The sequence below is a fragment of the Nostoc sp. genome (assembly GCF_054880495.1).
Genome location: NZ_JBTYKD010000251.1, coordinates 1 through 13,746 on the forward strand (window position 1 = coordinate 1; position 13,746 = coordinate 13,746).

Genomic DNA, 13,746 nt, shown 5'->3' on the forward strand with positions numbered 1-13,746 from the left:
CTCTCCCAGATATGGGAGAGGGACTTTGAAATTCTGGCTCCCCTTCTCCCAGATTTGGGAGAAGGGGTTGGGGGATGAGGGCAAATCCTTTTGATGACAGAAGAACTACAGGTTTCAAGATAGACGTGGTTTAGTTTAAATGGTAGCGATCGCTAAGTGAACAAATTGATCTATGGATTTTTACATGGATCTCCGACTGTGAAGCCTACAATAGAGAAGCACATATAGAAAACCCTTGCTGGACTGGCTTTTCAAAGTTTTTAGACTATCTGTAGGTGCTTGTATTTTCTTTTCATGGCTTGGAAGTTACACAGCACAAGGGTTTCAAATTTATCTGCTATTCTTAAGGATAAGATTTGAGTAAATATTTGCTCAATGTGTTCCTTTTTTTAACCAGGTGCTTGTAATATTGAATCTCAGAGGAGTTCTGATATAGGTTTTAGCGATCGCACTGCCCAAACCTTTGATGCCAGTAGGCGTTGAGCACAATCCCCAGCCAAACTTAAAGGGTAAGTTTTTTGAATTCTGCCCAAACCTTTGATGCCGTCAGGCGTTGAACACTACATAGACGCTATGCTATATCAGGACTTACGCAAACAATAGCCGAAAAGAATGATTTTTAGGTAGGGGCAATTCATGAATTGCCCCTGAGGGCGTGTAGTTTTGTGTAAGTCCTGTATATGTAGTAAATTAAGCGGTGTAACTTAAACTTGTGATACCGTCAGGTGTTGAGCACTTTCACGATTTAAAGGTTTGATACTTTTAAGTGTTGTAGAGCAGCTGGGACTAACATAACCCTGCTTGCTTTAAACCTATGATGCCGTTAGGCGTTGAGCATATTAGTAAAAAACTTGACATCATCTTAAATTTTTGTTATTCATGATTTATTCTGATGTTTCAAGATTTAAAGCTAACCTTTTCAAGTTTTTCGTTGAAACACAGGTTACTACTGGCTCCAAGCCCTATGTGCTGCTAGTTCTCAATCGCTACCTCTGATGCCGTAAGGTTTTGAACATTTTAAATATTTAAAATTTTGTCATTTCGGGGGATTCCTAAAGTGATTGCATCTGTAGGTTTTTCTGCATCTCAAAATGCAGGTGATGAACTTGAGCCATTTGTTGAGCTTTGCTTTCCAGTCCGAGGAAAATGTTTGCCTGCGGATCATAACTATGCTCTTTTTGCAGCGTGTGTTCATATAATTCCAGAGATACGTCAGCAAACAGCAATCAGTATTCTGACAATTCCTGGTTTTGCTGATAAACAAGGCAAAATTCTTTTGACAGAACAATCTTGCTTGCGAATTCGCGTACCGATTCCTCAAATCTCCTTGATTTATAAATTGGCAGGAAAGAGTATTCGATTAGGAATACATGAGATTCAAATTGGTATCCCAGAAATATTTACGCTTAAACCAGCAAAGACGCTTAGATCAAGAATTGTTGTTATCAAAGGATATACCGAACCAGAGCCTTTTTTAAATGCAGTAAAGCGTCAGCTTGATGATTTAGAAATCTCAGGGCAAATTTCTATTCCGGTAAATAAAAAAGGTGAACTTAGTCGCAAAACGCTAAAAGTGAAACGATATACCATTGTTGGTTTTACAACTGAGATTTCAGAATTAAGTGATGATGATTCTTTAAAGTTACAACAGTGGGGGATTGGTGGCAAAAGACACCTTGGTTGTGGATATTTCCTGCCTTTTAAGGGAGGTAGGAATGTTTAAGGTGTTATTGGCGAAATCCTTATCAGCAGAAGATCAAAAAAATGATCGGGCACGAGGTTCTGCAAAATATACAGGACATATCAGCTTTGTGATGCAAGCAGCTGATGTTTTGGTGGATAAATTGGGTAAGTCAATTCTCCAGCAATTAGGAATAAAACATATTGATTTAGATTACTTTGCAACAACAGTTAGATTAGGTGCATATTTGCACGATTGGGGTAAAGCAAACCGACATTTTCAGGAAATGGTTTACTTGAAGACTCTTCAAAAATCACCAGATCCAAAGCATCAAGATTACCGAAAGAGGATTTTGAAAGAGAGGCAGTCAGATAGACAAATGCTGCGTCATGAAGTCATTAGTGGCATTTTGGCGTTGCAAGTACCTACATTTAGGGAATGGTTGGAACAATGCCAGAATGCAAACTTGATGATTGCTGTTTGGGCAGCAATGGGGCATCATCTCAAAATAGGGCTAAATCAAAATAACCAAGCTGCGGGATTTATAGCCGAAATTCCTTCAGGTATTGGAGATGAATTAAAAATTTATACCCATCATTCAGATTTTAAAGCACTCTTGAAAATGGGTCATCAAGCTTTAGGATTACCTGAGAACTTACCAGAATTACCTCCAGAGATTTGGTCAAAATGTCAATTACAAAAAGCTTTAATAAATCTACGCGATGAATTTATTCAGTTTGAATCGCAACTAGACTGGGAGCAGCAAAAATTGATTGCTGCGGTGAAAGCAACAGTAATTGCAGCAGATTTGGCTGGTTCTGCTTTACCTCTAGCTGAAGAAGACTTTAAGGTATGGATTGAACAAGTATTATCATTGCAACTCACAAAAGAAGATATTCAGAAATTAGTCAATCAACGCCTAAAAGGTCAAAAATTACGTGAATTTCAAGAGTCAATTGCCAAATCGGATCGTCGAATAACGCTCGTTAAAGCAGGTTGTGGAACAGGTAAAACCATTGGTGCGTATGCCTGGGGAGAAAAATGGGCAGTAGGAGGTAAATTATTTTTCTCCTATCCAACTACAGGTACAGCTTCCCAAGGATATATTGACTACGCAGATGGTACAGAAATCGAACCTGATTTAATGCACTCTCGTGCTGATTTAGATAGAGAATTACTATTCTCTGGTGACTCGGATAATTCAGAGAGTATCAATATTCGATTAATGGCTTTTCAGGCATGGCGGAAGAAACTGATTGTCTGTACAGTTGATTCTGTATTGGGTTTAATTCAAAACAATCGCAAACCACTTTACTCTTGGGCTGCGATCGCACAATCTGCTTTTGTTTTTGATGAAGTTCATGCCTACGATGCACGTCTTTTCGGGGCGCTGTTGAAGTTTATCAGGGCATTTCGCGGTGCGCCTATTCTCTTGATGAGTGCTAGCTTTACTCCCGAACAGTTACAAGCTATTCATCAAGTTGTTGTAGAACAAGGTGAAGAACTAGATGAACCCATTGAAGGCCCAAAGCAACTAGAGGAACTTAAGCGTTACGACATTAAATATATCTCTCAAGTCACTGACTTTGATGAACTTAAAGAAATTTGGCAACCTGCAATAGAAGCTCTTAGAAATAACCAGAAAGTGTTATGGGTGACTAATTCTGTAAAAACTTGCATCGAAATTTATCGCGCTGCAAAAATTAAGCTTGCTGAACATTTACCAAAATTAGACATTAAACCATTAATTTATCATAGTCGCTATCGTTACAAAGATAGGCTTAAGAAACATAAAGCCGTAATTGAAGCCTTTGGGAAAGATGAACCAGTTTTGGCTGTCACTACGCAAGTTTGTGAAATGTCCCTGGATTTAAGTGCTGATTTACTGATATCTGCAATGGCTCCCGCAGCATCTTTAATTCAACGTTTGGGAAGATTGAACCGCAGGATGACTAGACAGGAAGAAGGAGCAAGACTGGCAATTATTTATCCTTGGGATAATAAGCGACCCTATGATTCTGCAGAACTTCTGACAGGAGAGCAACTAATTCAAGAATTTTCCTGTAAAACAGGTATTTCTCAACTAGATTTAGCTGAAGTCGCTGCCCGTCTTCACTCAGAGAAAGTCGAGCAAGTTAAATCAAGTTGGTTGGAAGATAACTGGTGTAATCGCCCAGATTTCCTACGTGAAGGAGGATACACAATTACCGTGTTATTGGGTGAGGATGAAACAGTAATCTGGGATATTGCCGAACAGCGCAGACAAGAATTACTCAAACAAGGTAAGGATGAATCCCGGATGAAATTGTTCAAACAGGAAGCACAAGCTTGGTCAGTACCTATCCGAATTGAACCAGACTATTGGGAATGGCAACGTCGGGGATTCTATCCCATCACTCCAATTGGCAGAATTCGCTACAGCGAAGACGTAGGAGCAGAGCAGTGAAATTAGAATTTGATTTAGGCAATCCTAGTTTTACTTTATTGCATTGTGCTGGGTTAGCTGGGTTATGGATGACTTTAAAGCAGTTAGAAATAGAAAAAGTGGCTCGTCCAAAGGGATTAAATTGGGAGCGTTACAAGCGAAAAGTCATCTTAAATTGGCAAGGTAATGATAAAACAGTTTTGGAATGGCTATTAAAAGAATCATTCCAAATAAATGATGGACTGATTGCCCTTCGTGGTTTAGATTCGCAAACTATGCGTAAGGATGCTCAGGTGATTATACACCAGGGAATTCTTGGCACTTTTTTACAACATAACAGCACTCATAAATCGGCTGGAACACAAACCGAATCTCTATCATTAGGTGAGGATGAAAAAGAGATTCAGGTTACATATAAAGCCTTGCAAAGCTATGCTTATCAAGATTTTTCCAGTTACCTTTGTGATAAAAACGAACAATTGCTGACAAAAGCTATTAGTGTTGCTGGGTGGTTAAATCCCGGTGCGGTGGTACGTCATGTTGCCTTCAGTTCTGATACTTCTTTTGAAGAACTTCCAGAAAATGCATTCCTTCTGTTATTTGCCCCCGTTGCTTGTTATTACTATATTCTCCGCTCTAAGTTGCGAAATAAACGTGCTCAATACGCATTGGTAGTTCCAGAAATCACAGATTTAGAAAAATATGCTCAATATCGTCAAAATCAACACTTGAGATATGCCACTTACAAAGATTTTCATGCTTCTGGTTTGGGCGATGCGGGGCTAAGATTTTTGACTTTAGAAGCAACAATAAATATTACTAAAGACTTTGGTGTATCGCGCTGTAAAGTTTTAACTTTGGGAACTGTTGCATGGTCAACTCAACAAAAAACTCGGACAGATATGTATGTAGTAGAAGCCAGTGACAAGGTTTGTCACAACTATCAGGTTTGTAATGATTGGTTAAAAGATAAATCAATTGTAGGTAAGGGTAGTACTTTTGTGGTGACTAGTTTCGCTAGAGAATTAATTGCTGAAAATTTGGCAAGAAATCAACTTTGGTATTCTGGTATTTCAGAAAAAGTAAACAGTAATGAACTGTTCAAAAAATTATCTTATGAAAGGGGAGGACTATATCAAGTGATTCAGAAAGTTCAATCAGATGAACGCGAAAAACTATTTGTTAAAGCTTGTCATGAAGCAATAAATTATACTTATGGTCAAGTTGCTGATAAAACTAAGGCTGGTGAGATTCCTAATTTTGAACGTGTCACTGTAAAATTCAGAACCGGATTAACTAGATGTAAAAATTCGGATACATTCCGAGAATTTATTACTGATTTTTGGTCACGATCAGGGAGAATTCCTACTCTACAGGAACATTGGGAAGAGTTAATGGAGTTTGTCATGGCTGATAAGAACTGGAAAAAATCGAGAGATTTAGCTCTGTTGGCATTAGCTAGTTATAAAGGCAAAGGTATTTCTCATGAAGATAATGCTGATGAAGATAGTTTGGATGAAGAAAATGTGATTGATATTGGCCTTTGACAGTTCGGCTCCGCTCACTGTTAAAACGCTCCGCTCACTGTTAAAACTGAGTGGAGCCGAAGTTTTAACAGTTCTGGGAATGTTTGTAATTTTTAAGGAGATTTAAAAATGTCGTTTCATTTATTTGGAAATGTGTTAACAGGCTATGGTACTGCTGCTAATAACCGTGGAGAAAACGAAGGTAATATAACTACTTTACAAAAAATTCTTTGGAAAGGAGAAGTTCATACCACAGTTTCTGCTGAGGCAATTCGTTGGGCATTACGTTACTATTGGCAAACTGCTGGCAACGATTATCAAGTCAATCGTCGTTGGAATGATGATACAAACGATAATATTTGGCAGAATGAAAATTTTGATGACACGATTTTTATTGATGATGACGTGTTAGGTTTTATGCGTGCTGAGGGTGCAAAAGTTGAAGCTTCAGATGAACCTAAACAAAAAGGGAAAAAAGCACCTAAAGGTACAACGACAGCTAAACGAGGGATTTTAGAAGTAACTCGTGCTGTTTCTACAACACCTTTTAGTGGTGATTTAACCTTCAATGCTGCAAGCGGTAAAAAGGGAAGGACTTCGCTTTATGGAACCGAAGTTCATGCAACTTGCTATCAATATGGATTTGCATTAACCCCAGAACGCTTGAAAGATAAATCTCGCGTAATAGGAGTTCTTGATGGTTTAAGTTCTCTGGGAGAAGTAGCAGGGAACCACTCTCGTTTTCTTTACGACTTTTCTCCCGAAAGTTTGATTTTACGATGGACACATGATTTTTCGCCCCGAATTCTTTATTGCTTTGAAGAAAAAGAGAGACAAATATCAATTGACGAATTGCTCAGAAAAGTCAAAAATCAAGATATTGAACCGCAGGAGTTGTGGATAGCAGGAGCAATTACAGAATCTGAAGAGGTGGAAGAATTAGAAGAATTGGGAGTGAATATTTTCCCAGGAATTAAATTAGCTGTACAAAGCATGAAACAAGTTATCGCTAAAGATTTACAGCTCCCTCAAATGGAGTTAATTCGATGACTATAACAACTGAGAAAATGTTGGCTTTGGAAGTAGAAGTTCCCATAGCTAGTTTTCGTCAATCTCGCGCCAGAGAGTACGCTGAAAGTTATCCAGTCCCTCCACCATCCACTGTTTATGGGATGCTGCTTTCGATAGTGGGAGAGATGAATAGATACAAGCATTGTGGAACTCGTTTAGCGATCGCTCTTCTCACTCAACCACAAAAATCAACTGTCATCCGCACATTTCGCCGCTTTAAAAAGAAAGATATCCACGATCCCAGCAACGCTAGACCAGATTATCAGGAACTATTAACTGATGTTCGATTTATTGCTTGGGTTGATGCCGGAACAGATAATTCACAACTAACACTACCAGAACGCCTAGAGATTGCATTTGCCAACCCGGCTGCGATCAATCGTTTTGGGGGTCTATGCTTGGGAGAAAGTCGAGATTTGGTCAATGTTGTTACTTTGTTACCAAAAAGCCATCAAGTTAAATTGTTGCGCTGGCTGGTACGAGATGAAAACGGGTTCTTAACTTTACCCTATTGGGTGGATCATGTCGGTTCCAAAGGTACTGCTTGGCAGAGATATCTAATACTTGAACCTTCTGAATTATCTGATCCTCCTGAGTCTGCCTGGACAGTAATTCAAGCAAGTTAGAAAAAATGGACACAAAATATTTCAATAAGTCGTTATCAAATGAGCGATCGCCTAAACTAAAAGTAAACCTCTTTTACCATATAACACCTATGGTTCAGTCTTCTAATAAACGCCTAACCTTAGAGGAATTTCTCGCACTTCCCGAAGGTGATGTTACATACGAGTTTGTTAACGGTGAAGCTGTTCCCAAATATAAAGACGATGAAATGTCACCAAAATTTTTTCATGGATCGACTACAGGTGCTTTATTTCTACTATTGTCTGCATGGGCGCAAGAAAAGGGTCGGGTTGTAATTGAATGGGCAATCAAACTGACACAAAATCAACAAGATTGGATGCCTATACCAGATTTGACCTATGTTTCATATCACCGTCTTGCTGCTGACTGGCTATTAGATCAAGCTTGTCCTGTTGCACCTGAATTGGTGATTGAAATTATCTCACCTGGTCAAACTTTTGGCGAAATTGCCGAAAAAGCAACTGATTATCTTAAAGGTGGTGTTTCTCGTGTTTGGGTGGTTGATACCAAAGCTAGAACGGTAACTGTATTTGTGCCATCTTCCTTGCCAATTACTTATCGAGATCATCAAGTAATTACTGATGATTTGCTATCAGAATTGGAAATTACTCCTAACGCAATCTTTCAACGAGCTGGGTTAAATCCCTAAAATCCCGTTTCCTCTGATGTCGTAAGGCGCTAAAACACAATTACCTTACAGACATATATGCAAACTCTCGAACACCTCGAAATTTCTACAAAACCAGAAACTATTCGTGTTTCTGCTCTCCACGCCCTTGCTTACTGCCCTCGCCTCTTCTACCTTGAAGAAGTCGAAGAACTTTACACCCAAAATGCAGCCATCTTTGCTGGACGCAGACTGCATACTCAACTAGAAAAACAGCAAGAGGAGGAATGGGAGGAACTTTTTCTTGAAAGCGAAGAATTAGGATTACGAGGGCGGCTAGATGCCCTCCGCACCCGCGATGGGCAAACAATTCCCTACGAACACAAACGCGGTCGCTCTCATCGAGATGAGAATAATCAACCTCAAGCTTGGGAGAGCGATCGCCTGCAAGTCCTTGCTTATGCTTATCTATTAGAATCCGTGCAAGGAATTACAGTTAAACAAGGACGCATTCGCTACCATGCTGATAATGTACTGGTTCACGTACCAGTGGATGATGCAGGACGGGCAGCAGTTCGTGAAGCAATTCAACAAGCACGCACTCTCAGACAATCTACCCACCGACCACCTGTAATTGATAACGAGCGATTGTGCGCTCGTTGCTCCCTAGCTCCCGTCTGTTTACCAGAAGAAGCGCGGCTTGCCCATGATAGGGAGTGGCAACCAATTCGGTTGTTTCCTGAAGATGATGAACGGCAAATAATTCATGTTTTGGAGCCTGGAACCTGTGTTGGTAGAACCGGAGAACAAATCAAAATTACCCGTCGCAATCAACCTGTAGAAACAGTTCCCGCTCGTCAAGTAGGACAGCTAGTTTTACATAGTTTTTCACAAATCTCTACCCAAGCATTGCATTTTTGTGCTGACCAAGGTATAGGAGTGCATTTTATTTCGGGAGGTGGACGCTATCTTGGTAGTTTTGATAGTCGCCAAGGCAGCATTCAAAGGCGAATTCGTCAGTATACTGCTCTGAGCAATCCTGATTTCTGCCTGGAATTAGCCCGTAAGTTGGTAGTTTGTCGTGGACAGGGACAGCGTAAGTTTTTAATGCGAGGAACTAGAGGTAAAGCTAAAGCAGAGAAGTTGGAGAAAGCGATTGCTCAAATGAAAGCTGTTCTCAAACAAGTTCCTCAAGCTAAATCTTTGGAATCTCTTTTAGGGCTAGAAGGAAATTTAGCAGCGCTATATTTTGGTGCTTTACCCTGTTTGATTTCACCAGAAGTCTCAAAAGAACTGCACTTTGGCGGTCGAAATCGCCGCCCACCCAAAGATAGGTTCAATGCACTGCTGAGTTTTGGCTATGCACTTTTACTCAAGGATGTAATGAACAGTATTCTAGTTGTGGGTTTAGAAGCTGCTTTGGGTTTTTATCATCAACCGCGCTCTCAAGCTGCGCCATTAGCACTGGATTTGCTGGAAATTTTCCGCGTGCCTTTGGTAGATATGACAGTAATGGCTTCAGTCAATCGAGGTCAATGGGATGTTTTGGAAGATTTTGAAATTCATGGGACGCAAGTCTGGTTAAGTGAAGCTGGTAGGCGCAAGTTCGTAGAACTGTATGAAAATCGGAAACAAGAGAGTTGGAAACATCCTGTCACGGGTTATTCCCTTACTTATCGCCGTTTATTTGAATTAGAAGTGCGGCTGTTAGAAAAAGAATGGTCTGGTGAGGGTAGGTTTGTTTGGTCATTTGGTACTGCGCTGAGGTATTGCAATGGCAGAACAGAAAAATTGTTACCTCATTTGTTACGACATTCGCGATCGCAAGCGTTGGCGCAAAGCTTACAACTTACTTCAAGGCTATGGTGAAAGGATGCAATACTCCATTTTTCGCTCTTGGCTGACTATGCGATCGCGCGAAAAATTACGTTGGGAACTTGAAAAAATATTGGCCCCAGAAGATAGTCTGCTTCTAATTCGTTTGTCTAATCAGTGCGTTGTTGGCATCCCATCATACAATCGTCCAGATGTTTGGTCATCCCAACAGGAAGCTTACCGGATTGTCTGATGCATGGATCTGAGGCTGTTAAGGCTAAAACAGAAGTAGACAAGCTCAAAACTCTTACTGTATCTGCAAGTCTGACTTTTTAGACTGGCTGGAGATGCTTGCATTTTTTTGTAATGGCTTAGAAGCTAGACAGGACAAGGGGTTTAAGATTGCTTCCCATACGTTAAGGGTGATATTTGTTTAGGATTTTTGTTAGTCTGTTAATTTCTCAAGTGAGGTGCTTGTAAAATCGAATCTGGCAGGTCTTCTGGTATACGTTTCAGCACGCGCCCTGACTAAACCTTAGATGCCGAAAGGCGTTGAGCACTCACTTAATATGCGTTCGTGGTCTTCGTTAAACTCTGACTAAACCTTAGATGCCGAAAGGCGTTGAGCACTATCTTGTGAGAGTCGAAAATAAAAACTGATAGATTCTGACTAAACCTTAGATGCCGAAAGGCGTTGAGCACTGGATAATAACTGTTCCTAGCTTTCCTGTATTTGGATCTGACTAAACCTTAGATGCCGAAAGGCGTTGAGCACACACTGCCGCTTTGATTCTGTCTAAAGGCTTCCTGCTGACTAAACCTTAGATGCCGAAAGGCGTTGAGCACCAAGAGTATAAGGAACTGGTAACTAAATTACTCAACTGACTAAACCTTAGATGCCGAAAGGCGTTGAGCACCTATGCTAATTTTTTGAAACCATCATTATTGCGTAGTCTACTGATGCGATCGCTGATTAACTGCCGAAGCTGACATTCCGAATCCAGATAATTGAGTGGCTTGAGGTGGTCGATTCTCACAGTCTGATTTTTAATATACCTACCTTTGAAAGTTCTCCGCTCCTCTTGTACCAGGACTAGAATTAGAATTGAGGTGACGTTTTCTAATAGCCAAAGTGTCAGAATCTCTGCCGTTGCGCGATCGCTATCTTGCCTTAATCGATGAAATTGTTGAAACCACCCTCAAGGGCAAAATTAGCTCTGTTGAGATGGTATATCAAATGCTGCTTAAAGGAATCACTTCCGGTACAGGGGAAGTATTTGAGCTAGCTTTGAGCGATCGCCTGAATGCCCTCCAAAGCCAAGTAGATAGCGAAAAAGACGAACTCAAGAAAGGGAAAGCGACTCGGAGTTTGAGAGCCATTAAGACCATTCAAAGTCAATGGCAACGCTGGCAAGAGGAAAACAAAGCCACAGAAGCGATCGCCGGAGCAGTTTCAGAAATCATCACAGCCCCTGCTGAGGAGCGTCTGGCGGCATTTTTACGGGTTACAGACCCCAATCAGAAGTATCCCCTCAATTCGCAACAGTTACAGCAGTTGTCAAAATCATTACAGCAATTTGCCCAGGTAGATTCTGATTTACAACAATTTTCCGAAGGTATTACCCGTGGTTTAGCTTCTTGGCAGCGATTGCAAGATAACTTAATCAGTTGGATGTACGAGCAAAAAGAATCTTTGGGATTTGGCGGCGTACCCGGAGAACGTGGCCCTTGGGCAAGTTGGGCTAAACAACTGAATAGTGAGTTACCCAAAGCACTGCTTCGTACCTTGGCTATGGAAGAATCGGCAATTGAGTTTGCCCAGCGACAACGGGGCATCACCCTCAGAGATTGGGTGGAAATGGCATTAATTTTACAGTACTTGCAACGGGGACTAATTAACTGGTTTGACCAACAAGCTTACGATGTGAAAGCCGGGCCAAAGTTGTCCATTTCCACTTTCTTGACCTTTGCAGTGATTTGGAGTCAGTTAGCAAGTGGTTTTGAGAGCATTGGAACAATATACAGGGATGCCTGTTCTCAAATCATGCTCCAGATTTTGCGAACCTTTGCCCAGCGTCCGTATTTTCCCTTTTACGGCGGGATTTTTGCCTCTTTTACTGGTACTTATTTGCGAGACGCCTTAGATTATCTGGATGAACCACTACGACGTGGCGAGGGAACCCAGGAAAAAGCGCGAATTTTGACACTTTTAGGCTATTCTCAGCGTGCTTTAGGACAATACCAGCGATCGCTTGATTTTCATCAGCAGGCGCTAGAGATCGCCAGGAATGCAGGCGATCGCCTCTGTGAAATTGCCAATCTCAACCACCTTAGCCGCACCTACGTCCAACAACAAAATTATGCTGAGGCAATTAACTATAGTCAACGGGCATTAATATTAAGTCGGCAAGCAGGCGATAAGACAGGAGAAGCAAACGCGTTAGTAAATTTAGGTTACAGCGAAGTTATGCAAGCTCATGAACTTGAACAAATACAACCCGAAACCTATGAAGCCGCAATTAATTATTTGGAACAAGGTTTAAAATTATCAGAAAAATTAGGTGATATTCAAAGTAAAGCCTTATGTGTGAGCAGCTTAGGAATTGCCTATCTAGTAATTGGACAACACCAAACAGCAATTAAATATCTCGAAGACGGCTTTAAAACAGCGCAAGTTTCCGGCGATTTGTATCTCCAAGGGCGGAACTTAGCTTATTTGGCAGAAGCTTATTATCATCTACAAAATTCCGAAAAAACAGTTTACACAGGCTGCATGGGAATGTATCTTTTAGAGCAAATTGCTTCTCGTGAGTGGCGTCAACCAGCAGGGTTACTGACAATTTTACAACGGCAAATAGGTGCAGAAGCTTTCCAAAACTTATTACAGCAACATCGCCCTAAAATCATTGCAGTTATTGGTGTAGATGGCTATGATCACATTCCGCAATTGTTAGAAGAATATAAGGGAGATATGTAATTATTTGCCAAATGGTCAGTCTGCAAAGTCTGGGATAAATTTTGGCATACAGCCTTAATGTAAGTAGTTATTAACAGTTTATCTGCTGTATAAGTACTGTGTAACTAAGTAAATTCTATGAATATCTCCTTTTGGGTGTAACATAGTGAAACAGCGACGCTGATTTATAGTGTTTTACTTTAGTCAAGTTTTGTTTCACACGTTTTGGGAATATGAGTAAACTAGTTCCAGCCATCAGAGTCAAAAACTTCAGCTTCTATTACGACACTCAAAAGATAGTTGAAGGCGTGTCAATGGATATTTACCAAAACCAAGTCACGGCAATTATTGGTTCTAGTGGTTGTGGCAAGTCTAGTTTTCTTAAATCGTTAAATCGGATGAGTGAATTAGAAGGAGAAATGAGGGTTGAAGGAAAAGTAGAATTTTGTGGACAGAGTATTTATGAGCGTCGTGTTAACATCAATCGCTTACGTCGCCAAGTTAGTATGATTTTTCCCAAGCCAAATCTTTTTCCCATGAGCGTTTATGATAATGTTGCCTATGGGGTGAAGTTAGTTGGATGGCATCCGAAAGTAGAATTAGATGGGATTGTTGAATCTGCGATTAAAGCTGCCGATCTTTGGGATGAAGTGAAAAATAAGCTGCACAAATCTGCTTTAGAGCTTTCTGGTGGTCAACAACAAAGATTATGTATCGCCCGTGCTTTAGCAGTCAAACCGAACGTTCTGTTGATGGATGAACCTTGGTCAGGTCTTGATGCTGTCGGTAGCATGAAAATTGAGCATCTGATCCATAACTTGCGCTCTGAATTGACAATTGTGATGGTTACTCACAATATGCAGCAAGTTACTCGCCTATCTGATTTTACGGCTTTCTTTTGTAGTAATGAAAATCGCACTACTCAAATGATTGAATTTGGTACTACAAATAAAATCTTTACTAACCCCGTGGATTCTCGCACCCGCAATTACGTTTTCGCCCGCGCCAGTTAAAGTATTT

The 13,746-nt window shown here is 40.6% G+C and carries 10 protein-coding genes and 1 CRISPR repeat array; all 10 genes read left to right on the plus strand.

Annotated features, from left to right (window positions below; translation table 11 throughout):
• Positions 1–1,057 precede the first annotated feature (1,057 nt).
• The 10 genes from cas6 (at position 1,058) to ACYTXL_RS23435 (ending at position 13,739) form a co-directional block, all read left to right on the plus strand.
• The gene (gene cas6 / locus ACYTXL_RS23390) at positions 1,058–1,723 is read left to right on the plus strand and encodes a type I-MYXAN CRISPR-associated protein Cas6/Cmx6 (RefSeq protein ID WP_461926816.1); all 666 of its coding nucleotides are present in this window, start codon (positions 1,058–1,060) and stop codon (positions 1,721–1,723) included.
• On the plus strand, positions 1,716–4,127 hold the full coding sequence (gene cas3 / locus ACYTXL_RS23395) for a CRISPR-associated helicase Cas3' (RefSeq protein WP_461926817.1): 2,412 nt from the start codon (positions 1,716–1,718) through the stop codon (positions 4,125–4,127). The genes cas6 and cas3 overlap by 8 nt, the downstream gene beginning before the upstream one ends.
• A complete protein-coding gene (gene cas8a1 / locus ACYTXL_RS23400; protein WP_461926818.1) occupies positions 4,124–5,653 on the plus strand; it encodes a type I-MYXAN CRISPR-associated Cas8a1/Cmx1 in 1,530 nt (509 codons plus the stop codon). Before cas3 ends, cas8a1 begins: the two co-directional genes overlap by 4 nt.
• Positions 5,654–5,761: 108 nt before the next feature.
• Positions 5,762–6,682 carry a type I-B CRISPR-associated protein Cas7/Cst2/DevR gene (gene cas7i, locus ACYTXL_RS23405; protein WP_461926819.1) on the plus strand — a complete coding sequence of 307 codons (921 nt, stop codon included), beginning with the start codon at positions 5,762–5,764 and terminating at the stop codon, positions 6,680–6,682.
• Positions 6,679–7,329 (plus strand): type I-MYXAN CRISPR-associated protein Cas5/Cmx5/DevS, encoded by a 651-nt coding sequence (gene cas5 / locus ACYTXL_RS23410; RefSeq protein WP_461926820.1) that lies wholly within the window; start codon positions 6,679–6,681, stop codon positions 7,327–7,329. Before cas7i ends, cas5 begins: the two co-directional genes overlap by 4 nt.
• 89 nt (positions 7,330–7,418) lie before the next feature.
• Positions 7,419–7,997 (plus strand): Uma2 family endonuclease, encoded by a 579-nt coding sequence (locus ACYTXL_RS23415; protein ID WP_461926821.1) that lies wholly within the window; start codon positions 7,419–7,421, stop codon positions 7,995–7,997.
• Positions 7,998–8,054: 57 nt separating this feature from the next.
• The gene (gene cas1, locus ACYTXL_RS23420; protein WP_461926822.1) at positions 8,055–9,824 is read left to right on the plus strand and encodes a type I-MYXAN CRISPR-associated endonuclease Cas1; all 1,770 of its coding nucleotides are present in this window, start codon (positions 8,055–8,057) and stop codon (positions 9,822–9,824) included.
• Entirely contained in the window at positions 9,730–10,023 is a 294-nt protein-coding gene (cas2, locus tag ACYTXL_RS23425; protein ID WP_335124282.1) for a CRISPR-associated endonuclease Cas2, read from the plus strand. The genes cas1 and cas2 overlap by 95 nt, the downstream gene beginning before the upstream one ends.
• A 271-nt stretch (positions 10,024–10,294) precedes the next feature.
• Positions 10,295–10,687: direct repeats of the CRISPR family, unit length 36 nt; unit sequence CTGACTAAACCTTAGATGCCGAAAGGCGTTGAGCAC.
• A 215-nt stretch (positions 10,688–10,902) separates the two neighbouring features.
• Positions 10,903–12,747 (plus strand): tetratricopeptide repeat protein, encoded by a 1,845-nt coding sequence (locus tag ACYTXL_RS23430; RefSeq protein ID WP_461926823.1) that lies wholly within the window; start codon positions 10,903–10,905, stop codon positions 12,745–12,747.
• Positions 12,748–12,959: 212 nt separating this feature from the next.
• Positions 12,960–13,739, plus strand: a complete 780-nt coding sequence (locus ACYTXL_RS23435; protein ID WP_461926824.1) for a phosphate ABC transporter ATP-binding protein — start codon at positions 12,960–12,962, stop codon at positions 13,737–13,739.
• Positions 13,740–13,746: the final 7 nt, after the last annotated feature.

Excerpts from the sequence above, each read along its gene's own strand:
- cas3 (WP_461926817.1), top strand. The coding sequence starts at position 1,716 with ATGTTTAAGGTGTTATTGGCGAAATCCTTATCAGCAGAAGATCAAAAA.
- cas7i (WP_461926819.1), top strand. The coding sequence starts at position 5,762 with ATGTCGTTTCATTTATTTGGAAATGTGTTAACAGGCTATGGTACTGCT.
- cas5 (WP_461926820.1), top strand. The coding sequence starts at position 6,679 with ATGACTATAACAACTGAGAAAATGTTGGCTTTGGAAGTAGAAGTTCCC.
- ACYTXL_RS23415 (WP_461926821.1), top strand. The coding sequence starts at position 7,419 with ATGGTTCAGTCTTCTAATAAACGCCTAACCTTAGAGGAATTTCTCGCA.
- cas1 (WP_461926822.1), top strand. The coding sequence starts at position 8,055 with ATGCAAACTCTCGAACACCTCGAAATTTCTACAAAACCAGAAACTATT.
- cas2 (WP_335124282.1), top strand. The coding sequence starts at position 9,730 with ATGGCAGAACAGAAAAATTGTTACCTCATTTGTTACGACATTCGCGAT.
- ACYTXL_RS23435 (WP_461926824.1), top strand. The coding sequence starts at position 12,960 with ATGAGTAAACTAGTTCCAGCCATCAGAGTCAAAAACTTCAGCTTCTAT.